The following is a 20,543-nucleotide window of genomic DNA, read 5'->3' as shown; positions in this document are numbered from 1 at the left end:
GCCGCGAGCCTACTGGCCAGCGTGGCCGAGCATCCGGACCTCAGGCGCACCGCGTTTCGCGCAACCCCCAGCGTGGATAGTCGCTGTAACCCGCCGCATCGCGCCCGTACAGCAGATCCTCCCGGATCGAACCGAGCGGCAGATTGTAGGTAATCCGTGTCACCAGATCAGGATTGGCTATGAACGCGCGTCCGAACGACACCAGATCGGCGAGCCCCTGCTCGAGCACGGTCTCGGCCTCGACCGCACCGGTGGGTTTGCGGTTCTCGCCGATATTCGCGATGAGCGTGCCGTGCCAGCGCGGCCGCAGATCGGCCAGCGCGGGATAGTTGTCGTTATCGGTCAGATGCAGATAGGCAAGGTCACGGCGATCCAACTCGGCCACCAACGTCCGGTACAGCGGTGCCGGATCCGCCTCGTACATATTGAACTGCGGGTTGCCCGGGGACAGTCGAATAGCGGTCCGGTGCGACCCGACGGCCTCGACAACGGCGTCCACGATGGCCAGCGGCGCGCGCATACGGTTCTCGATCGAACCGCCGAATTCGTCGGTGCGTAGATTGGTGTTATCGGCCAGGAACTGGTGCGGCAGATAGCTATTGGCCCCATGGATTTCGACACCGTCGAAGCCCGCCGCGATCGCGTTGGCGGCGGCGATCGCGAAATGCTCTATTACGGCGGCGATTTCGGCACGGCTGAACGCGCGCGGTGTGATCGGATCGGCCTTGGTGCCGTCGAGCAGGTGCGGTCGATCGTCGTCCACCACGGCCGATGGTCCGGTAGGCCACGATCCGTCGACCCGCGCCAACGGATGTCCCTTCCGACCACCGTGCATCAGTTGTGCGACGATCCGCCCGCCCGCCGCGTGCACCGCCTCGGTGACCCGTCGCCAGGCATCGACATGGCGACCCGTCTGCAGGCCAGGCACCCAGGCCTCGCTCTGGCCGGTCGAATGCGGCCAGATGCCCTCGGTCACGATCAGTCCGGCCGTGGCCCGCTGCGCGTAGTAATCGACGACATCGGCGGTCGGCGAACCGTCCGGATGTGAACGCAGCCGGGTCATCGGTGACATGACGATGCGATTGGGCAGGGCCAGAACATGGTTGCGGTATTCGCTCAATAGCTGCATGACGGCACCATAAAACCTGACATCGATGTGAGGTCAAGTAAGCTCGAGACCGCAACGGCTGATCTCGGGAGCGCATGGGTAACTCGTCGGGAACGTCCAGCAGCTCTTCGCGCGTGGCCGCCGGTTCGCCGCGCGCCTTCCGTTGCACGTCGGCAAAGGTCCGGAAGGCGGAACAGATATGCGCATCGGTGAGTTGGCCGAGCGGACGGGGGTGAGCGTTCGGTCGCTGCGGTATTACGAGGCCAAGGGCATGCTCGGATCCGAGCGCACCTCCGGTGGTCAGCGCGAATATCCGGAGTCGGCGGTCGCGCGGGTGCTGCGCATTCGCGAAATGTTCGCCGCGGGCATCGGCAGCGATACCGTCAGCCAGTTGCTGCCGTGTATCCACGACGCAGACGGCACCCCGAACGAACTGGCGACACCGTTCCTGGTGGACAAGCTGGCCGAGGAGCGCCGCCGCATCGATCAGGCGATGACCGATCTGCACCGGGCGGGCGCGGTACTCGACGAGATCATCCGAGCGGCGGGCGGCGCGCAGCCCGAACAGTAGGGTGGAGCCCATGGCTCTCGACAGTGGAACCGGAACGCTCGCCGGTCCGGGTGATGAATCGGCCGTGGTGACGGCCCCGGTCGCCAAGCGGGTGCGCACCGAGCGGGTGCACCACGGCGACGTCTTCATCGACGAGTACGAATGGCTCCGCGATAAGGAAAACCCCGAGGTCATCGCCTATCTCGAGGCCGAGAACGCCTACACCGAGGCGCGCACGGCGCATCTGGGCGGGCTGCGGGACAAGCTCTACGACGAGATCAAGGCGCGCACCCAGGAGACCGATCTGTCGGTGCCGACCCGGATCGGCGAGTACTGGTACTACTCGCGCAGCTTCGAGGGCAAGCAGTACGGCGTGCACTGCCGCTGTCGCATCGATGCCACCGCGGCGGGGATCGACGCGTGGACCCCGCCGCAACTCGAGGCCGATACCGAGATTCCCGGCGAGCAGGTGCTGCTCGACAGCAACCAGGCCGCCGAGGGCCACGACTTCTTCACCATCGGCGCGTTCTCGGTCAGCCATGACGGCAACCTGCTCGCGTACTCGGTCGACACCAGTGGTGACGAGCGCTACCTGCTGCGCTTCAAGGATCTGCGCACCGGCGAAATGCTCGCCGACGAGATCGCGGGCACCGCACCCGGCGCGACCTGGTCGCTGGACGGCACACACGTCTTCTATCAGACCGTCGACGAATCCTGGCGACCCGACACCGTGTGGCGGCACCGGCTCGGCACGGCCAAGGATGACGATGTCGAGGTCTTCCATGAGCCCGATGAGCGCTACTGGGTGAGCATCGGCGCGACGCGCTCGGAGAAGTACCTGATGATCTGGCTCGGTTCCAAGATCACCAGCGAGGCTTGGGTACTCGAATCCGATAATCCGGAAGGGGATTTCCGGGTCGTCATTCCGCGACGTGAAGGTGTCGAGTACTCGGTGGACCATGCCGTGGTCGGTGGCGAGGACCGTTTCCTGATCCTGCACAACGATGTCGTGGACGGGGTGAAGGCGCAGAACTTCGTACTCGCCGAGGCCCCGGTATCGGATCCGTCGAATATGACATTGCTGATCGGCCACCGCGACGATGTGCGGCTCGAGGACATCGATCCGTTCGCCGATCATCTGGTGCTGAGCTATCGGCGTGAAGCCCTTCCCCGCGTTGCCATTTGGCCACTGACCGAATCCGGCTACGGCCAGCGGCACGAACTCGAATTCGATCTGGAACTCTTCGCGGTCGGCTCCGGCCGCAATCCGGAATGGGAGCAGCCGACGCTGCGCATCGGGCTGACCTCGTTCATTACACCGACGCAGGTCTTCGACTATGTCCCGGCCACCGGTGAGTTGCTGCTGCGCAAGGAGCAGCCGGTACTCGGCGGTTATGACGCCGAGGACTATGAGCAGGAACGAGATTGGGCGGTCGCCGCGGACGGCACCCGGATTCCGATCTCGCTGGTGCGCAAGAAGGGGCTGCCCGCGGGCCCGAAACCGCTACTGCTGTATGGATATGGCTCCTACGAGACCCCCATTGATCCGTCATTCTCGGTCTCGCGGCTTTCGCTGCTCGACCGCGGCATGGTGTTCGCGGTGGCGCATGTGCGCGGCGGTGGTGAAATGGGGCGGCTCTGGTACGAGAACGGCAAGACCCGCACCAAGAAGAACACCTTCACCGACTTCATCTCGTGCGCAAGGCATCTCATCGATACCGGTGTAACCTCGGCGGACCGGATGGTCGCCGATGGCGGCAGTGCGGGTGGTCTGCTGATGGGCGCGGTGGCGAATATGGCGCCCGAGCTGTTCAAGGGAATTCTGACCAACGTACCGTTCGTCGACCCGCTCACCTCGATCCTGGACCCATCGCTGCCGCTCACCGTCATCGAATGGGATGAGTGGGGGAATCCGTTGGCGGACAAGGACATCTACGACTACATGAAGTCCTATGCCCCCTACGAGAACATCGAAGCCAAGGACTACCCGGCCATCCTGGCCGTCACCGGTATCAACGACACCCGCGTGCTCTATGTCGAACCCGCCAAGTGGGTCGCCAAACTGCGTGCGACCAAGACCGGTGACGCACCACTGCTGCTCAAGACCGAAATGAGTGCGGGCCACGGCGGCGTCAGCGGCCGCTACGAGCAGTGGAAGGAAGTCGCCTTCGAGTACGCGTGGCTCCTGGACACCCTCGGGCTGGCCGACGTTTAGGTCGGGTGAGCGGTCGGTCCACCCCGGCCGCTCACCCGGTGGGTACCAATAGTTTGCCGAGCAGCGTCGTGAGCTGGCGGCGCTCGGCAGCGGTCAGCGCCGCGAAGGTCTCATCGAGATAGGCCGGAATCGCGGCCTCCGCCTCGCGCAGCCGTTCGCGGCCCGCGTCGGTGATGGTTACAGCGTATGAGCGCCGGTCGTGCGGATTACGTTCGCGCCGGACGTAATCCGACTTCTCCAGGTCATCGCAGACGCTGACCATGACGCTGCGGTCGATCCGCAGTTCCTCGCTCAGCGTCTGCTGCGAGCACGCGCCGACGGCATCGAGCATCTTCAATACCAATTGCTGTCCAACGCCCAAACCCTGTGTCGCGGCGTGGATTTCGCCTGCTCGGGCCACTGTGGTCGATGCGCGGCACAGTGCGATATCCGGCCGCTCGGCGGCGAGCTGTGGAAAGTAGGTCGGCTTGGTCATGGTCCCTCGCTGTCGGTGCCGCCAGCCTACCATTAATCGTCTTCGTGCCAATCGTTTGACAGCAGATGATTTTTGGACATACGGTCTGCCCGTCTGCATGAATCGCCCGAGGAGTACCCGATGACAATGCTGGACCTGACCCCGGATGAGTTGCTGTCCACGACCCGTGCCGTGCGCAAACGTCTGGATTTCGACCGTCCGGTGCCGCGCGAGCTGATAGAGGAGTGCATCGACCTTGCGACTCAGGCGCCGACCGGACGCAATCGGCAGCGCTGGCACTTCATCGTTGTCACAGACCGGGCCAAGCGTCGAGTCGTCGGGGACATCTTCCGGCGCGCCCTCACCGTCGGAACCGGACAGCCGCTGACCGTCGATGATGTCCGGCGGATGAACTATGCCCCACGTTCGACCGAGCGGGTCTTCGATGGACTGCGCTATCTCGCCGAAAATATCCATCGTGTTCCGGCCATGGTCATCCCGGCCATCGAGGGCCGAACCGATCGGGCCTCGGTCGAGATCCAGTCGGGCGCTTGGGGTTCCATTCTGCCCGCGGTGTGGAGCTTCATGCTCGCCGCGCGCGCTCGCGGGCTCGGCACCACCTGGACCAGTGCGCAGGGGCCGCTGGAACGCGAACTAGCTGCGGTGCTGGGTATTCCGTACGACTCGGTGATGCTCGCGGCATTCATCCCATTGGCCTACACCCTCGGCACCGACTTCAAACCCGCCGTCCGGGTGCCGAGGGAGCAGGTACTGCACTGGGAGCGGTGGTAAATCAGAGGCCGCAGGTGCGCATGTTGTCCAGGAATGTCGCACGATCGCTGTCGCGAAATTGGTCGATCCCCTGATATGCGCCGTTCGCATCCATGATCGCGATGTAGGCGTCGGCGATCTGATCCGGTGTCGCGTCCGGCGTACGGCTGCGCACCTGGTTGACGAAACCTTGTGTAGCAGTGCATGTTTCGTCTCGGCTGAAGATCTCGGGGGCGTCCGGATCGGCTAGCGCCGTGGCCGGTGCGATGAGCAGGAGTGGAACTGACAGAGCACTGAACAGGGCTGTCTTCACGCCGCAGATCTTAGGTCAGATGTGCCGCAGTGTTCGTCGGCGGGTCATCCGCCCTGCACGCCGAGTACATGTGCGGCTGGCACCGTAAGGTCATGAACGCTGAGCTGATCGTGTCGATTTCCGGGATCCGGGACACCACGCGGGACGCGGCTATCGAATTCGCGGCCGAAATGGATCGCCGCGATGTGCGGCTTTCGCTGTTGGTCGCGCCCAGGTTGAAGGGCGGCTACCGGCTGGTGGAAGATCCGGCGACGCAGGCCTGGCTGCGTGGTCGGCGGGCCCGCGGTGATGCGATCGTGCTGCACGGCTACGACCAGGCGGCGACCAAACGGCGCAGAGCCGAATTCGCCACCCTGCCCCGGCATGAGGCGCGCTTGCGGCTGACCGCGGCGGATCGCGTGCTCGAGCAGGTGGAATTGCGCACCCGGCTGTTCGCGGCACCGCGCTGGGATGCCTCCGCGGGCGCGATCGAGGCGCTGCCCGAGGCAGGTTTCCGGCTCGCGCTCGGGTTGACCTCGATTTTCGATCTCGAGCGCAATATCGCCCAGAAGGCGCGCGTTTACGGCATGGGCGAGGGTTTCCGCGCCGAGCCGTGGTGGTGTCGCGCGTTGGTGCTCGGTGCGGCCAGGACCGCACGTCGCGGTGGTGTGCTGCGGCTGGCCGTTTCCGCCGCTCAGCTCGGCCGCTCCGGTCCGCGGCAGGCGATGCTCGATGCGGTCGATCTCGCGCTGTTCCACGGTGCGGCCAGCGAGGTATACCGCTGGGAGGCGTTCACCGCGGTCAAGGCGGCCTGATCGGGTCTGCCCGAAGCCGTGTAGGGGGTGTGGTCGGCACCGCCCGCACGAGGCGCCGCCGCCCGTAATGGCGTGACCGGGCGGCGGCGCGCGGCGAAATCGACTGTGCGCCGAGGTGTTCGATCGAGGTTCCGTTCGGCGTCGACATATCGATGGCGTCGTCTGTCAGCCGGGGCCTCCAGGGGCTCGAGATCGGGACCGGACCGGTTTCGCCTTATCACTCGGTACGGCAGCGGTCGCGTTATGCGTGAATCCGCCCGCTTCGGCTCGGGTGAGCGGTTCGGAGTGTGGATGCTTGTCCAATTGCTCCATACCGCGCGCGATATCGGTGAGCAGTAGGTCGGCCATATCGATGCTGAACCCGTGCCGGACCAGCGCGCGCATGATCGTCTCGTTCTCGCGGTCGGCGGGCAACGGATACGCGGCAATCAGCCAACCCCTGGTCCGCAGCCGATCCGACAGTTCATAGAGATTGAAGCCGACATCCTCGGTGAGTCGCCACGACACCGCCGCGATCCCCCGATGCGGATCGCCGCCGTGGATCATCTCGAACGGACCGAGTTTGAGCAGGCCTTCGGCCAGATGCTGGGCGACGTGGTAGAGCTGGGACTGCAGACGGGTGTATCCGGTGTGCCCGAGCCGGATGAATTCGTAGTACGAGGTGATCACCTGCCCGCCCGGGCGAGAGAAGTTGAGATTGAAGGTGGCCATGCTGCCGCCGAGGTAATCCACATTGAAGATCAGTTCCTCGGGCAGATCGGCGGCCTCGCGCCAAATCGCCCAGCCCGAGCCGAGCGGTGCGAGCCCGGTCTTGTGGCCGGAGGCATTGATCGACTTGACCCGCGGCAACCGGAAATCCCAGATCAGATCCGGTGCGGTGAACGGCGCGAGGAATCCGCCGCTGGCCGCGTCGACATGGATCGGGATATCCAGGCCGCTGTCTTCTTGTAGTCGGTCCAGCGCCTGACTTATTCCGGCGACATCCTCGAACAACCCGGTGTAGGTCTGCCCGAAGGTCGGCACCACCATGATGGTGTTCGCGTCGCAGTAGTCGGTCACATCGTCGGGATGCATGGTCAGCCGGTCCCCGCGCAGCGGAATCTGACGGATCTCCACATCGAAATAGCGCGCGAACTTTTCCCAGCACACCTGCACCGGGCCGCAGACGAAATTCGGGGTTCCGGTGCCGCCGCGTTTGCGCCAGCGGAATTTGGCGCCCAGACCGCCGAGCATCGCGGCTTCACTGGAGCCGGTGGTCGAGGTGCCGTGCGTGCCCGCCGGATCCGGCGCGTGCCACAGATCGGCGACCATCCGCACGCAGCGGCGCTCCAATTCGGCGGTCTGCGGGTATTCGTCCTTGTCGACGATGTTCTTGTCCAGGGATTCGTTCATCAGTCGGCGCGCCTGGTCGTCGACCCAAGTGGTGCAGAAAGTCGCCAGATTCATCCGGGAGACGCCGTCGAGCATCAGTTCGTCGTGCACGATCTCGTAGGCGACCTGGGGGATCAACTCGTTTATCGGAAATCCGGCCTTCGGTGCCGACCGGCGCAGGCCCGGCAGGGCGAATAGATCGTCGGGCTCCAGTTCTTCTGTCATCGAACCGCCTCCGAACATGGCTCGGGTGATGTCCTTGCGAAAACAGTGGCAACCAGCGTCGACGGTTCAGCATGTCACAGTGGCGACCGGATTTTCGGTGTTCCGATCCGGACGACACAGACCGATCGGTCGGCTGATTTCTCCGTATGCGCCGAGCGGTTCATGTCAAAGTGGGCGGGCGGCGCGCGGTCGGCCGCTTCTGTGCTGGATCGGATCGGAAATGAGGTTTCGCAGATGATCGACGACTCCCGCATCGCGGCGCTGCGCCAGCGGGTGGCCGCGCTGATGCCGCAGGCGAAAACCGATCTCACTCAACTGGTTTCGTTCAAGTCGGTGGCCGATCCCCGGCAGTTCCCGCCGGAGGAGTGCGACCGGACCGCGCAGTGGGTGGCCGACGCGTTCGCCGGGGCGGGTCTGACCAAGGTTGGTCTGCACGAAACTCCCGATGGCAGTAAGGCCGTCATCGCCTCGCGTCCCGCGCTGGACGGTGCGCCCACGGTATTGCTCTACTGCCACTACGACGTGCAGCCGCCGCTCGACGACGATGCCTGGCGCACCCCGGTCTGGGAGCTGACCGAGAAGGACGGCCGCTGGTACGGGCGCGGCAGTGCGGACTGCAAAGGCAATATCATGATGCATCTGACCGCGCTGCGGGCACTCGGCGCGGATCTCCCGCTCGGGGTGACGCTGGTCGCGGAGGGCTCCGAGGAGCAGGGCACCGGCGGACTCGAACAATTTGTCGAGGCCAATCCGGATCTATTGCGCGCGGATGCGATTCTGATCGGCGACTGCGGCAATTTCGCGATCGGGATGCCGACCTTGACCGAGTCGCTGCGGGGCAATGTGAACGTGGTCGTCGCCATCGAAACCCTCGCCGGCCCAATGCATTCCGGTATGTTCGGCGGTCCCGCCCCCGATGCGCTGGCCGCGCTCGTCCACCTGCTCGCCTCATTGCGCGACGAACACGGCAACACCACCGTGGCCGGTCTGCCCAACGATCAGCGCTGGACCGGTGTGCAGTATTTGGCGGACCAATTCCGCGCTGACGCAGGCGTACTCGGCGGTGTCGAACTCACCGGTGACGGCAGCGTCGCCGATATGCTCTGGGCGCGACCGGCTTTGACGGTGCTCGGCATCGACGCGCCGAAGGTCGTCGGTTCAGCGGCGGCCATCCAGCCCACCGCCCGAGCCCGGCTCAACCTGCGCATTCCGCCGGGCGTCGAACCCGACCGGGCGCTGGAACTGCTGACCGCACATCTGCGGGCGCACACGCCGTGGGGCGCGAAAATCACCGTGGAAACCGAGGGCATCGGCGCGCCGTTCCGGTCGGCTAGCGGCGGTCCTGCCCGCACCGCCATGGAAGCCGCGCTCACCGCCTCGTACGGCCGCGCGACGACCACCCAGGGCCAGGGCGGTTCGATCCCGCTGTGCAATGTCTTCGCCGACACCTACCCGCACGCCGAGATCATGCTGCTGGGCGTCGAGGAACCGAAATGCCTCATTCACGCCCCCAATGAGAGCGTCGACCCCTCCGAAATCGAACACATGGCCCTCGCCGAGGCCCTCTTCCTCGCCACCTACGCCGAACAGGCCCGGTGAGGGTGTTGGACGCCTGATCACCATGCGTCCGTGGCGGATCCTCTCGACGATTGCCGCCAGGGATACATGGTGATCAATAGTCCAGGTGTTAGAGGTCGCGCTGCGACTCGGGGGCGATGACGGTGAATTCTGTTCCGGTGGGGCCCATTTCGGCCAGGCGGCCGAAGTAGATGCCTTGGGCTTCGGGTTGGATGATGCCGAAATGGATGGGGAAGGCGGTACGCGGGGAGACCGCGCGCAGGTAGTCGACGGCCTCGCTGATGCGCATCCACGGGGCGGATGCGGGGATGGCGAGGACGCCGACCGGCACCGGCGGCACCCAGAGCGAGTCGCCTGGGTGCACGAGTTGGGCCGGGTCGTCCGAGGTGCCGAGTTGGAAGACGGTGTTATCGATCACCGGGATCTCCGGGTGGATTACCGCATGCCTGCCGCCGCCTCCGGTGATCTGGAGATCGCCGAGAGTGATCACATTGCCCGCGTGCACCGCCTCCCATGGCTCGCCGCGCTGCGCTGCGGTCTGTGGATCGCTGAACAGGCGCGCGTCCGGGTTGTTGTCGAGCAGTGCCTCGATCCGGCTCGGATCGATATGGTCGGGATGCTGGTGGGTGACGGCGATGGCGTCCAAGCCGGTGATGCCCTCGAAGCCGTGTGAGAATGTGCCCGGATCGAACAGCACCTTCTTGCCGTGCAATTCGACGAGGATGCAGGAATGGCCGAAGTGGGCTATGCGCATGGGGCCATGCTATTTGACTCGACCCCGACCGTAGCTCGGACAGCCCGGACAACTACGCTGCTCAGGTAACCCCAACACCACCTGAGGAGCAACGCGTGGCACGAGTCGTGGTCGAGGTGATGCCGAAGGCCGAGATCCTGGATCCGCAGGGTCAGGCCATCGCCGGCGCGCTCCCGCGCCTGGGATTCGCCGGAGTGTCGGATGTGCGGCAGGGCAAGCGATTCGAACTCGATGTCGACGACAGTGTCAGCGACGCGGAGCTCGAACAGATCGCCGAGGCACTGCTCGCCAATACCGTGATCGAGGACTGGAAGGTCGTGCGGGTTTCGGCATGAGCGACCGTAACGAGCGAATCGAAAACACAGCCGCCATCGCGGGCAAGGCGGAGCTGAGCGCCAACGAGGCGCAGTCATGACCGCGCGGGTCGGGGTCATTACTTTTCCGGGCACGCTCGATGATGTCGACGCCGCTCGGGCGGTCAAGCTGGCCGGTGCCGAGGCGGTCAGCCTGTGGCATGCCGATGCCGATCTGAAGCAGGTCGACGCGGTGATCGTGCCCGGCGGCTTCTCCTACGGTGACTACCTGCGCGCCGGTGCCATCGCCAGATTCGCCCCGGTGATGGGTGAGGTCGTCAAGGCCGCTGGTCGGGGCCTGCCGGTCCTGGGCATCTGCAACGGTTTCCAAGTGTTGTGCGAAGCGGGTCTGCTGCCCGGTGCGCTGACCCGCAACGAGGGTCTGCACTTCGTCTGCCGTGACGAATGGCTGCGCGTCGAAACCGCGAATACCGCATGGACCTCGCGTTTTGAGCCCGGTGCCCAGATCCTCATCCCGGTCAAGAACGCCGAGGGGCGCTACCAGGCCTCCGATCGTGTGCTCGATGAACTCGAGGGCGAGGGCCGGGTGGTCTTCCGCTACGCGGGTGACAATCCGAATGGCTCTCAGCGCGATATCGCGGGCATCTCCTCGGCCGATGGCCGGATCGTCGGCCTGATGCCGCATCCCGAACACGCTACCGAGCCGCTGACCGGTCCGAGCGACGACGGCCTCGGCCTGTTCCTCTCGGTACTCGACAACCTGGTTGGTGTTTAATTTGCCGCGCCTTCGGCGGGCCGCGAACTCCTCGCTCGTAAGACTCGCTCCGCTGGGGTCACCGATCAGGTAGGTCAGCTCAGGTGATCCGGGCGATGATGTCGAAATCGACGCCGTCGGCCAGCGCGATATAGCCGTGCTGCTGGGCTTGGTTTCCGACGAAACTTCTGGAACCGCCGGGTGTTTCGAGTTGAACGCCCTGGTCGAGGGCCGCGTGTATGTCGGGGACGTGCAGTGATCCGACTGTCTCGCCGATCGCGCGCAGGGTGTGGATCGCCTCGTAGCTCATATTGCTGAAGCTGGTCAGTGCGGGTGCGAAGGTACCGTGTAGTCGGCGGTAGCGGGCCAGTCGGTCGCGGCCGTCGTCGGTGCGCGGGTCGACGAAGAAGCTCGATGCCACGTAGAAGTTGTGATTGGCCGCGGGACCGGCGGTCAGCAGGACGTTTTCGTCGGCGGCCGGGCTGACGCGCAGTAGCGTGTCCGCGCGTCCGGTGGCGGCGAACTGCCGGTTGAAGCGGGAGACATCCGCGCCGACCATCAGGATCATGACGGCGTCGGCCTGATCCAATGCGGGATGGTCGAGGAATTCCGCGAAGTCCGGTGCGCCGAGCGGTACGAATCGCTCCAGCACGATGGCATTCGGATCGGCCAGGCTGCGGCGCACCGCCTTGGCCGATTCGCGCGGCCAGATGTAGTCGTTGCCGATGATCGCCCAGCGGCGCACACCGTGCTCGCGCTGCAGCCAGTGCACCGCGGGCAGAGTCTGGCCCGCCGGATGCTCCCCGAGCATGAGCACCCCGGGTAGTTCATTGGTGAGACCCTCGTGTCCGGTGGCGAAGAGGTAGGGCACCCGGCTGGCATTGGCGCGTGCGACGGCCAATCGCACCGCCGAGGTATGCCAGCCGGTGATCGCGTGCACCATCCCGGTGGCCAGCAGCGCGGAAACCTCATCGGCGACCTCGCGCGGATTCCGGCCGCCATCGATATTCGTAGTACGAATTTCGCGGCCCAGAAAACCGGTCCCAGCATTGATTTCGTCGACCGCGAGGGAAACCGCCGCATCACACGACGCCGCGACAATACCGCCCGGTCCCTGCATGGGGACTATGTTCAGTATCTCGATTGTGCCGTCTGGGCTCTCGCCGAACGCTGACATTCGGTACTCTTCTTCTCGTTCGAGCGAAATTCATGGCAGGCAGGAAATAATGACGACCATTGTAAGCGGATATTCCACGCTGCATGGTGTGCTGCGTGCCGCGCAACGGCGCTGGCTGGATCACCTCGACGCCGCGCTGTGCGCCAGGCAACTGACGGCCGATCAATGGTCGATGCTGTCGAATCTGTCCCCCGAGTTCGGGGTCACCATGAGTGAGCTCGCGGCCAGGTCACAGCTACCGCCGTCCTCGGCGACCAGGCACGCCGACGCACTCGCCGAACGCGGCCTGATCTTCCGGGTGGCCGCGGAGGACGACCGCCGCCGCATCCTGATCGGCCTGAGCCGGCTCGGTTCGGATCTGGTCGACGCGGTCCGCGTCGAAGAGGAGCGCGCGGAGCAGGAGTTGCGTTCGCGTATCGGTGCGCGGCGTTATGCCGAGCTGATGCGTTTGCTCGAACTCGTTTCCGCGGAGTAGTTCAAATTGGTACAGCTTCATTCGTCGGATGAATTAATCTGACGAATGTTCGGTCGCGCTGATCTCGGCGCGCGATTTCCATTCCTCGGGTTATGTTGGCAATAGACCTGGTTATGTTTTCCGAATATTCGGCCATAGGCGTACGACGAGATCGTTGCACTCCACGGCGACGGTCATTCTCGGCAGCGAAACCGCGGTCTTCACCCCCGACCTGCCGCAACGGGTGCGGTTTCTCATGCGGGGCGGGACCACTTCGGTCTGCACAGGTTGTTGAAACGGAGGCCATGCGATCGGTGTCCACGAGAGCTGCCCGCTCCACTTCTGTCGAACTCTGGTTCCGGTCGAGGACAAGAGCACGTGCGGGATCTGATCGAGACGGATCCTCAGGTCTGCGCGACGGCTGCATAGGATCGCAGACATGCCCGTTTCCACTACCGCTGCCACGGCCGCCGGGTTGTGCGCCTTCATCGACGATTCACCGTCGCCGTTCCACGTCTGCCGGACGGTCGCGCGGGAACTGGACGCCCACGGTTTCACGCCGCTCGCGGAGTCGGAGCCGTGGCCCACGGATGGGCCGAGTCGGCATTATGTCGTGCGCGGCGGTTCGCTGGTCGCGTGGGCGACGGCCGATTCCGCCGGTGTGACGCCATTCCGGGTGGTCGGTGCGCACACCGACAGTCCGAACCTGCGGGTGAAGCAGTATCCGGACCTGGCCGCGGTGGGCTGGCAGCTGGTCGGGTTGGAGCCCTACGGCGGAGCCTGGCTGAATTCCTGGCTGGACCGCGAACTCGGCATTTCCGGGCGGCTCACCGTGCGTGACGGAAATGCGGTGCGCGACCAGTTGGTTCGCATCGATGAACCGATCTTGCGGGTGCCGCAGTTGGCCATCCATCTCTCGGAGGATCGCCGCGGTGTCACGCTGGATCCGCAGCGGCACGTCAATGCGATCTGGGGTCTGGGTGCGCAGCCGCGCTCATTCCTGGCGTTCGTGGCCGAATATGCCGAGGTCGATCCGCGGTCGGTGCTCGGATGGGAGCTGATGACCCATGATCTGGCGCCGAGCCGATTGGTCGGGCGGGACCGCGATCTGGTGAGTGCGCCGCGCCTGGACAATCAGGGCACCTGCTATGCCGGATTGAATGCCTTCCTCGCGGCGATCGAGGAACCCGGTGCGGCCATTCCGGTGCTGGCGATGTTCGATCACGAGGAGGTAGGCAGCCAATCCGACCGTGGCGCGCAGTCCGATCTGCTGCCGACGGTGCTCGAGCGCGTCGTGCTCGCCCGCGGCGGCGGCCGCGCCGAATATCTTGCCGCACTGGCCGGATCCGTCTGCGCCTCCGGTGATATGGCACACGCGACGCACCCCAACTACCCGGACCGTCATGAACCCGCACATCGCATCGAGGTGAATGGCGGCCCGGTACTCAAGGTCAACCAGAATCTTCGCTACGCCACCGATGCCGCGGGTGCGGGTGCCTTCGCCCTGGCCTGCGCCCAAGCCGAGGTCCCCCTTCAGCGCTATGTGCACCGCGCCGATCTCCCCTGCGGCTCCACCATCGGCCCGATGACCGCCGCCCGCACCGGCATGCCCACCGTCGATGTCGGCGCCGCGCAGCTGGCGATGCATTCGGCGCGCGAAATCATGGGTGCAGAAGATGTTTCGTCCTATGCCGCCGCCCTAGCCGCTTTCCTGACTCCCGCACCACTCGATCGGTAGGTGTGTCGTGGCGATCCGCAGTTTTCGCACCTCCTGAGTGCCGATGAGCTCGCCGCATCGGCGGAGGAGTTCGATGCGTGCTGGTGCTGCCGACATTCGGCGATCGAGTCTGGTGTGTCGGTGTGCGTCATGGATGGGCGGGCAGGTCTGGGTGGCCATGAGTTCGCCGCATCGGCGGATGAGTTCGATGCGTGCTGGTGCTGCCGACATTCGGCGCTCGAGTCTGGCGCGTCGGTGTGCGTCATGGATAGGCGCGCAGGTCCGGTGCCGATGGCAAGCTCGCAGGGACGTGTACCGGTGGAAAGAGCTGGAATGCCGATAGGCGCGTCGGGGGCGGACGATCGCCGTTCAGACAGCGGCGCTGGCCTGCTCGGGCACCGCGCTTTTCGCTGGGTGGTAGGTGCTGACGGCGACCACGAATACCGCAAGGGTCGCGAGGACGTAACTGCTGCCGATGAGCTGCTGCCACCAGGCCCAGCCGAGTTCCAGATCCTTGGAATGCGGCAGGAGCCATTGGGGTCCGATCATGAACAGGACGGTGAAGGCGGCGACGGAGCCGATGAACCAGCGGTTTCGGGTGCCGCGGGCGATGGCGTCGGCCGCGACCAGGATGGCGGGGGCGATCCAAACCCAGTGGTGCGACCAGGAAACCGGGGATACCAGCAGTACGGCGGCAGCGTTCACCATCAGTGCGGTGACCTGCTGTCCCACTTCGAGTAGCCGGTGCATCCATACCGCGGCGAGGGTAATCGCGATGAGCGACAGCGTGATCCAGATCACGGTGGCTAGTGAATCGGGGACACCGAGGCGGAAGGCCATGCCCTTGATCGACTGATTGCCCGCGAAGTAGGGCGGCCCGATGCGGCCGGTATCGGCCAGGGTGTGGAACCAATATTCGGCCGAATCGCTCGGGAACAGCAGGAATCCGAGTCCGACAGCGAGGACCGCGGAGACGATCAGCGTGCCCGCCGCTTTCCAATCCCGGCGAAGCAGGAAGTACAGCAGATATCCGGCCGGAATCAATTTCACCGACACCGCGATGCCGATCAGCATGCCGCGCGGCCAGACCGGCTTGCGGACAAGGCAATCCATGGTGACCGCGGCCATCAGCACCAGATTGATCTGACCGAAGCCGAAGGTCTGCCGGATCGGTTCCGACATCTGCGCCACCGCGACCACGCCGATGACCAGCGCCAGCATGGTCCGCCGTTCGAGGGACGGGCGCAGCCGCGCGAGCACCAGCCACAGTGTGATGCCGAGGCTGAGCACCGAGGTGGCGGTCACCAGCACCTCGGCCAGTGGCAGCGGCATCAGCGCGAGTGGTGCGAAGAACAGTGCGGCCAGTGGGGGATAGGTGAACGGCAGTCCGATCCCCTCGACCGGGGGCATCGGTCCGTACAACTCGCCGTCGTCGAGCCAGACGCGCGCACCGTTGCGATAGACCTGGAGATCGATATATCCGTTCCACCAGTGCACCACCAGCGAGACGATGGCCGATACGGCGAACATCGCGACGGCGATCAACAGCCAGCGCACCCGCGGGTTCGACAATGAGAATCGCGGCGAGACATCCGAGTCGAGTTCGAGTCGAGTGTTCTGCGTGGTGACGGGCTGCTCGGCCGGATCCGCAACCCCCGATCGATCGTTCACGGCCAAAGCGTAGCGGTTGCGAGCTCGCGCGATGTGTGCCGACCCGGGGCCTTCGGGCCCGAAAAGCGGCGATCCGGACGCCTGGTCGATGCGACCGGCCGCCCGTGGCGGGCCACGGCTAAACTTCATGGCGAATCCCCAGCTTCGCGCTCCGGCCCGAAAGGACCCTGGTACTCCGTGACTCCGCAGGTCGACACCGTCAGCGCAGCCGCAGCAACTCCCGACGCCCCGCAGCCGTACAAGGAGCTCGGTCTCAAGGACGACGAGTACGCGCGGATCAAGGAAATCCTCGGCCGTCGGCCGACCGACGCCGAACTGGCGATGTACTCGGTGATGTGGAGTGAGCACTGCTCCTACAAGTCCTCGAAGGTGCATCTGCGCTACTTCGGCGAGACCACCACCGAGGAAATGAAATCGGCGATGCTCGCGGGCATCGGTGAGAACGCGGGCGTTGTCGATATCGGCGAGGGCTGGGCGGTCACCTTCAAGGTGGAAAGCCATAACCACCCGTCGTATGTGGAGCCGTATCAGGGGGCGGCCACCGGTGTCGGCGGCATTGTGCGCGACATCATGGCCATGGGCGCGCGTCCGATCGCGGTGATGGATCAGCTGCGCTTCGGTGCGGCAGACGCACCGGATACCCGTCGCGTTGTCGACGGTGTGGTGCGCGGTGTCGGCGGCTACGGCAACTCGCTCGGCCTGCCGAATGTCGGCGGAGAGACCGTCTTCGATGCCTCCTACCAGGGCAATCCGCTGGTCAACGCGCTGTGCGCCGGTGTCATGCGGGTCGAGGATCTGCATCTGGCCTTCGCCTCCGGCGCTGGCAACAAGATCATTCTGTTCGGCGCGCGCACCGGGCTCGACGGCATCGGCGGCGTTTCGGTGCTCGCCTCGGACACCTTCTCCGGTGACGAATCCGGTACCGGCCGCAAGAAGCTGCCCAGCGTCCAGGTCGGCGACCCGTTCGCCGAGAAGGTGCTCATCGAGTGTTGTCTCGAGCTGTACGCGGCCAAGCTGGTGGTCGGCATCCAGGACCTCGGCGGCGCCGGATTGTCCTGTGCCACTTCCGAACTCGCGGCCGCGGGCGATGGCGGCATGCATATCGACCTGACCAAGGTGCCGCTGCGCGCCAAGGGGATGACCCCGGCCGAGGTGCTCTCCAGTGAATCGCAGGAGCGCATGTGCGCGGTGGTCACGCCGGAGAATGTGGACGCGTTCATGGCCGTGTGCCACAAGTGGGATGTGCTGGCCACGGTCATCGGCGAGGTCACCGAGGGCGACCGGCTGGTGATCAGCTGGCACGGCGAGACCGTTGTCGATGTGCCGCCGCGCACGGTCGCACACCAGGGTCCGGTGTACGAGCGCCCGGTGCAGCGACCGGATTTCCAGGACGCGCTCATTGCCGACACCCCGGACACGCTGCCCCGCCCGAAGACTCCGGACGAATTGCGCGCCACCGCATTGCAGATGATCGCCAGCCCGCAGCTGTGCAGCCGCCGGTGGATCACCGAGCAGTACGACCGCTACGTCCGCGGCAATACCGTGCTCGCCGAACATGCCGACGCCGGTGTCATCCGGATCGATGAGGAGACCGGGCGCGGCATCGCGCTGGCCACCGACGCATCGGGCCGCTACACCAAGCTCGACCCCTACACCGGCGCGCAGCTCGCACTGGCCGAGGCCTACCGCAATGTGGCGACCACGGGCGCGACGCCGAAGGCCGTCACCAATTGCCTCAACTTCGGCTCGCCGGAGGATCCGGGCGTCATGTGGCAGTTCCAGCAGGCGGTGCGCGGTCTCGCGGACGGCTGTGTGGCGCTGGGCATTCCGGTTACCGGCGGCAATGTCAGCTTCTACAACCAGACCGGTCAGGAGGCCATTCTGCCCACCCCGGTGGTCGGCGTGCTCGGCGTCATCGACGATGTGCACCGGCGCATCCCGACCGGACTCGGCCTGGAGCCGGGTGAAACGCTGATTCTGCTCGGCGAGACCGCCGACGAATTCGGCGGCTCGATCTGGTCGCAGGTCGCCCACGACCATCTCGGCGGTGTCCCGCCCAAGGTCGACTTCGCCCGCGAGCAACTGCTCGCCGAGGTACTGACCTCCGGTTCGCGCGACGGCATGATCAGTGCCGCGCACGACCTTTCCGAGGGCGGTCTGATCCAGACCGTGGTCGAGGCCGCGCTGGCCGGTGAGACCGGTTGCCGCATCCTGCTGCCCGAGGGTTCGGATCCGTTCGTGCAGCTGTTCTCCGAATCGGCGGGCCGGGTGCTTGTCGCGGTGCCGCGCTCGGAGGAGACGCGCTTCACCAAGATGTGCACCGCGCGCGAATTGCCGTGGGTGCGCATCGGTGTGGTGGATCAGGGTTCGGATTCGGTTGAGGTGCAGGGTCAGTTCTCGATCACCCTGGACGATCTGCGCGAAGCGCATGAGGGCATGCTGCCGAAGTTATTCGGGGCCACTGCCATTTGAGCGCACCTGAGGCTGGTGCGGTCTCGGTAGCCCTCCGCGGGGCTCGATTCGCGATGTTCGCTGTCGCGTCCGTGGTCACGCTGCCCCGCCGCGGCCTGAGCTCGGGCCGCGGCGGCGCTGGCAGAATTGTCGGCGCCATAGAGCGCTTCTTCCATCCGAATTACGTCGGTCTCATCGTCGCTACGGTGTTCTTCGGCTGGTCGCTGACACCCTCACTGCTGCCACGGGATTGGTTGTTCGAAGGCCTGGTCAGCGGGATCAATGCGGCCATCGGCTACGGCGTCGGTTGCCTGTTCGAATGGGTGTACCGCAAGTGGTTGCGGAAACCGTTGCACCGCAAGGTCGCTCAGTTGCCGCCCGCAGCCACACGAGTTCGGTCGAAACGGCCGAAGCGGCTCTCCGGTGCGGTCGAGACCGCGATTGTGTTCGCCTGTCTCGGCGTCGCCGTATTCCTACTGATCGAATCGGCTCGCTGGCAGCGTGAAATCACCGCGCTCATGGGGATGGAACCCACGACAACCTCCGGATTCCTGCGCACCGGCGCATTGAGCGCGCTGGTCGGCGCGATTGCCATCGCGGTATTCCGGATACTGCGGCGGCTCGTCCGTTCGATCGCGTTCGAGCTGATCAGGCGCGCCCACTTCCCGCGCCAGCTGGCCGTCCCGACCGGCGTACTCGTCGTGGTGGTCGCGGCGGTGCTGCTGTTCAATGGCGTGCTCACCAAAGTGTTTTTCGATGTGGCGAATTCGGCGTTCAGCGTGCGCAACGGCAACACCTCGCCGAATGCCGTGCAGCCGCGGTTGCCGGAGCGTTCCGGCAGTCCGAACTCATTGGCGGTCTGGGACACGCTGGGATCCGAGGGCCGCTGGTTCGTCTCGTTCGTGCCGACCGCGGCCGATATCAGCCAGGTCACCGGAAAGCCCGCGCGCGAACCGATTCGGGTCTACGCCGGATTGGAGTCGGCCGATGGGCCCGAGGCGCAGGCCGAATTGGTCGCGGCGGAGTTGGAGCGAACCAAGGCTTTCGAGCGCAAGGTGCTGGTGGTCGTCACGACGACGGGCACCGGCTGGGTCGATTCGTCCAGCGCCGAATCCATCGAGCTGATGTACAACGGCGACACCGCGATTGCCGCGACCCAGTACTCCTATCTGCCGAGCGTGCTGTCGTTCCTTTCCGATAAGGCCAAGGCCACGCAGATGGGAAAGCTGGTCTTCGACAAGGTTTATGAACACTGGTCGGCCCGGCCGCAGGACGCGCGGCCGAAACTGCTCGTCTATGGCGAGAGCCTCGGATCCCAAGGTTCCGAAGGCGCTTTCACCGGCCTGGCCGACATCCGAGCGAAGACCGACGGTGTGCTGTGGGTCGGACCACCGAATTCCAACCGGCTGTGGCGCGAATTCACCGCCCGCCGCGATCCCGGCACGTCGGAGATTCTGCCGACCTATGCCGACGGACTGGTGGTGCGCTTCTCCGATAGCCGCGCCGACCTGTGGAAGCCTGGGGACAACTGGCTGGCGCCGCGAATCGCCTATCTGCAGCACGCCTCCGATCCAGTGGTCTGGTGGTCACCGGATCTGTTGTTCAGCGAACCCGATTGGCTGCGCGAATCGCGCGGTCCCGATGTTTCCGCACGCATGGCGTGGTATCCGATCGTCACGTTCTGGCAGGTCGCCGCGGATCTGCCCAGGGCGCAGAGTGTCAGCGACGGACATGGGCACAACTACGGCAACCTGGTATTGGATGCCTGGGCCGCGATCGCGCAGCCGCCGGATTGGTCGGCCGATCTGGCGGATCGGATCCGCGATTATCTGGCGATCTCCTCCGCCCGCGAGCACCAGCTCAAATAGCGCA

The 20,543-nt window shown here is 65.4% G+C and carries 18 protein-coding genes; 11 read left to right on the top strand and 7 right to left on the bottom strand.

Translation table 11 applies throughout. The features are described 5' to 3' along the window. Window positions 1–40: 40 nt before the first annotated feature. Window positions 41–1,129: an alkene reductase gene (locus ACIBG0_RS07990; protein WP_397030458.1), complete on the bottom strand. Its 1,089-nt coding sequence runs from the start codon at window positions 1,127–1,129 to the stop codon at window positions 41–43. A 178-nt stretch (window positions 1,130–1,307) separates the two neighbouring features. On the opposite strand from ACIBG0_RS07990, the gene ACIBG0_RS07985 reads away from it, so the two are divergent. Together ACIBG0_RS07985 and ACIBG0_RS07980 are read left to right on the top strand one after the other, a co-directional pair. Continuing rightward, a complete protein-coding gene (locus ACIBG0_RS07985; RefSeq protein WP_397030456.1) occupies window positions 1,308–1,679 on the top strand; it encodes a MerR family transcriptional regulator in 372 nt (123 codons plus the stop codon). Window positions 1,680–1,689: 10 nt separating this feature from the next. Then, the gene (locus ACIBG0_RS07980; RefSeq protein WP_397030454.1) at window positions 1,690–3,873 is read left to right on the top strand and encodes a S9 family peptidase; all 2,184 of its coding nucleotides are present in this window, start codon (window positions 1,690–1,692) and stop codon (window positions 3,871–3,873) included. 31 nt (window positions 3,874–3,904) lie between these two features. On the opposite strand, the gene ACIBG0_RS07975 is transcribed toward ACIBG0_RS07980, so the two are convergent. Continuing rightward, entirely contained in the window at window positions 3,905–4,348 is a 444-nt protein-coding gene (locus ACIBG0_RS07975; protein WP_397030452.1) for a MarR family winged helix-turn-helix transcriptional regulator, read from the bottom strand. A gap of 120 nt (window positions 4,349–4,468) precedes the next feature. On the opposite strand from ACIBG0_RS07975, the gene ACIBG0_RS07970 reads away from it, so the two are divergent. Then, window positions 4,469–5,119 carry a nitroreductase family protein gene (locus ACIBG0_RS07970; protein WP_397030450.1) on the top strand — a complete coding sequence of 217 codons (651 nt, stop codon included), beginning with the start codon at window positions 4,469–4,471 and terminating at the stop codon, window positions 5,117–5,119. A gap of 1 nt (window position 5,120) precedes the next feature. Here ACIBG0_RS07970 and ACIBG0_RS07965 read toward each other — a convergent pair whose 3' ends face one another. Then, window positions 5,121–5,411 (bottom strand): hypothetical protein, encoded by a 291-nt coding sequence (locus tag ACIBG0_RS07965; RefSeq protein WP_397030448.1) that lies wholly within the window; start codon window positions 5,409–5,411, stop codon window positions 5,121–5,123. A 92-nt stretch (window positions 5,412–5,503) separates the two neighbouring features. Here ACIBG0_RS07965 and ACIBG0_RS07960 point away from each other — a divergent pair, with 92 nt between their 5' ends. Next, window positions 5,504–6,205, top strand: coding sequence for a DUF2334 domain-containing protein (locus tag ACIBG0_RS07960; RefSeq protein ID WP_397030446.1), 702 nt, complete (start codon window positions 5,504–5,506; stop codon window positions 6,203–6,205). A gap of 165 nt (window positions 6,206–6,370) precedes the next feature. Here ACIBG0_RS07960 and ACIBG0_RS07955 read toward each other — a convergent pair whose 3' ends face one another. Next, a complete protein-coding gene (locus ACIBG0_RS07955) occupies window positions 6,371–7,801 on the bottom strand; it encodes a glutamate decarboxylase (protein ID WP_397030444.1) in 1,431 nt (476 codons plus the stop codon). 234 nt (window positions 7,802–8,035) lie between these two features. On the opposite strand from ACIBG0_RS07955, the gene ACIBG0_RS07950 reads away from it, so the two are divergent. Continuing rightward, a complete protein-coding gene (locus ACIBG0_RS07950; RefSeq protein ID WP_397030442.1) occupies window positions 8,036–9,400 on the top strand; it encodes a dipeptidase in 1,365 nt (454 codons plus the stop codon). Between the two features lie 88 nt (window positions 9,401–9,488). On the opposite strand, the gene ACIBG0_RS07945 is transcribed toward ACIBG0_RS07950, so the two are convergent. Continuing rightward, window positions 9,489–10,133 (bottom strand): MBL fold metallo-hydrolase, encoded by a 645-nt coding sequence (locus tag ACIBG0_RS07945; RefSeq protein WP_397030440.1) that lies wholly within the window; start codon window positions 10,131–10,133, stop codon window positions 9,489–9,491. Window positions 10,134–10,228: 95 nt separating this feature from the next. Here ACIBG0_RS07945 and purS point away from each other — a divergent pair, with 95 nt between their 5' ends. Continuing rightward, complete coding sequence (gene purS, locus ACIBG0_RS07940) at window positions 10,229–10,468, top strand: phosphoribosylformylglycinamidine synthase subunit PurS (protein WP_040686358.1); 240 nt, start codon at window positions 10,229–10,231, stop codon at window positions 10,466–10,468. Window positions 10,469–10,544: 76 nt separating this feature from the next. Beyond that, complete coding sequence (purQ, locus tag ACIBG0_RS07935; RefSeq protein ID WP_397030438.1) at window positions 10,545–11,222, top strand: phosphoribosylformylglycinamidine synthase subunit PurQ; 678 nt, start codon at window positions 10,545–10,547, stop codon at window positions 11,220–11,222. A gap of 79 nt (window positions 11,223–11,301) precedes the next feature. Here the strand turns inward: purQ and ACIBG0_RS07930 are convergent, their stop codons facing one another. Then, window positions 11,302–12,378 carry a substrate-binding domain-containing protein gene (locus ACIBG0_RS07930; protein WP_397030436.1) on the bottom strand — a complete coding sequence of 359 codons (1,077 nt, stop codon included), beginning with the start codon at window positions 12,376–12,378 and terminating at the stop codon, window positions 11,302–11,304. Window positions 12,379–12,427: 49 nt separating this feature from the next. Between ACIBG0_RS07930 and ACIBG0_RS07925 the strand changes: the two genes are divergently transcribed. Together ACIBG0_RS07925 and ACIBG0_RS07920 are read left to right on the top strand one after the other, a co-directional pair. Then, window positions 12,428–12,853, top strand: coding sequence for a MarR family winged helix-turn-helix transcriptional regulator (locus ACIBG0_RS07925; protein ID WP_397030434.1), 426 nt, complete (start codon window positions 12,428–12,430; stop codon window positions 12,851–12,853). A 418-nt stretch (window positions 12,854–13,271) separates the two neighbouring features. Continuing rightward, window positions 13,272–14,570 carry a M18 family aminopeptidase gene (locus ACIBG0_RS07920; protein ID WP_397030432.1) on the top strand — a complete coding sequence of 433 codons (1,299 nt, stop codon included), beginning with the start codon at window positions 13,272–13,274 and terminating at the stop codon, window positions 14,568–14,570. A gap of 348 nt (window positions 14,571–14,918) precedes the next feature. On the opposite strand, the gene ACIBG0_RS07915 is transcribed toward ACIBG0_RS07920, so the two are convergent. Beyond that, a complete protein-coding gene (locus ACIBG0_RS07915; RefSeq protein ID WP_397030430.1) occupies window positions 14,919–16,220 on the bottom strand; it encodes a glycosyltransferase 87 family protein in 1,302 nt (433 codons plus the stop codon). A gap of 177 nt (window positions 16,221–16,397) precedes the next feature. Between ACIBG0_RS07915 and purL the strand changes: the two genes are divergently transcribed. Both purL and ACIBG0_RS07905 read left to right on the top strand, forming a co-directional pair. Further along, the gene (purL, locus tag ACIBG0_RS07910) at window positions 16,398–18,692 is read left to right on the top strand and encodes a phosphoribosylformylglycinamidine synthase subunit PurL (protein WP_397030428.1); all 2,295 of its coding nucleotides are present in this window, start codon (window positions 16,398–16,400) and stop codon (window positions 18,690–18,692) included. 53 nt (window positions 18,693–18,745) lie between these two features. Then, entirely contained in the window at window positions 18,746–20,539 is a 1,794-nt protein-coding gene (locus ACIBG0_RS07905) for an alpha/beta hydrolase (RefSeq protein ID WP_397030426.1), read from the top strand. Window positions 20,540–20,543 lie beyond the last annotated feature (4 nt).

Origin of the sequence: Nocardia sp. NPDC050630, from assembly GCF_044457245.1 — a bacterium.
Taxonomy (GTDB): domain Bacteria; phylum Actinomycetota; class Actinomycetes; order Mycobacteriales; family Mycobacteriaceae; genus Nocardia.
This window is presented reverse-complemented; position numbering and strand designations above follow the sequence as displayed.

Coding starts and splice junctions, on each gene's coding strand:
- ACIBG0_RS07990 (WP_397030458.1), bottom strand. CDS start 1,129: ATGCAGCTATTGAGCGAATACCGCAACCATGTTCTGGCCCTGCCCAAT.
- ACIBG0_RS07985 (WP_397030456.1), top strand. CDS start 1,308: ATGCGCATCGGTGAGTTGGCCGAGCGGACGGGGGTGAGCGTTCGGTCG.
- ACIBG0_RS07980 (WP_397030454.1), top strand. CDS start 1,690: ATGGCTCTCGACAGTGGAACCGGAACGCTCGCCGGTCCGGGTGATGAA.
- ACIBG0_RS07975 (WP_397030452.1), bottom strand. CDS start 4,348: ATGACCAAGCCGACCTACTTTCCACAGCTCGCCGCCGAGCGGCCGGAT.
- ACIBG0_RS07970 (WP_397030450.1), top strand. CDS start 4,469: ATGACAATGCTGGACCTGACCCCGGATGAGTTGCTGTCCACGACCCGT.
- ACIBG0_RS07960 (WP_397030446.1), top strand. CDS start 5,504: ATGAACGCTGAGCTGATCGTGTCGATTTCCGGGATCCGGGACACCACG.
- ACIBG0_RS07955 (WP_397030444.1), bottom strand. CDS start 7,801: ATGACAGAAGAACTGGAGCCCGACGATCTATTCGCCCTGCCGGGCCTG.
- ACIBG0_RS07950 (WP_397030442.1), top strand. CDS start 8,036: ATGATCGACGACTCCCGCATCGCGGCGCTGCGCCAGCGGGTGGCCGCG.
- ACIBG0_RS07945 (WP_397030440.1), bottom strand. CDS start 10,133: ATGCGCATAGCCCACTTCGGCCATTCCTGCATCCTCGTCGAATTGCAC.
- purQ (WP_397030438.1), top strand. CDS start 10,545: ATGACCGCGCGGGTCGGGGTCATTACTTTTCCGGGCACGCTCGATGAT.
- ACIBG0_RS07930 (WP_397030436.1), bottom strand. CDS start 12,378: ATGTCAGCGTTCGGCGAGAGCCCAGACGGCACAATCGAGATACTGAAC.
- ACIBG0_RS07925 (WP_397030434.1), top strand. CDS start 12,428: ATGACGACCATTGTAAGCGGATATTCCACGCTGCATGGTGTGCTGCGT.
- ACIBG0_RS07920 (WP_397030432.1), top strand. CDS start 13,272: ATGCCCGTTTCCACTACCGCTGCCACGGCCGCCGGGTTGTGCGCCTTC.
- ACIBG0_RS07905 (WP_397030426.1), top strand. CDS start 18,746: ATGTTCGCTGTCGCGTCCGTGGTCACGCTGCCCCGCCGCGGCCTGAGC.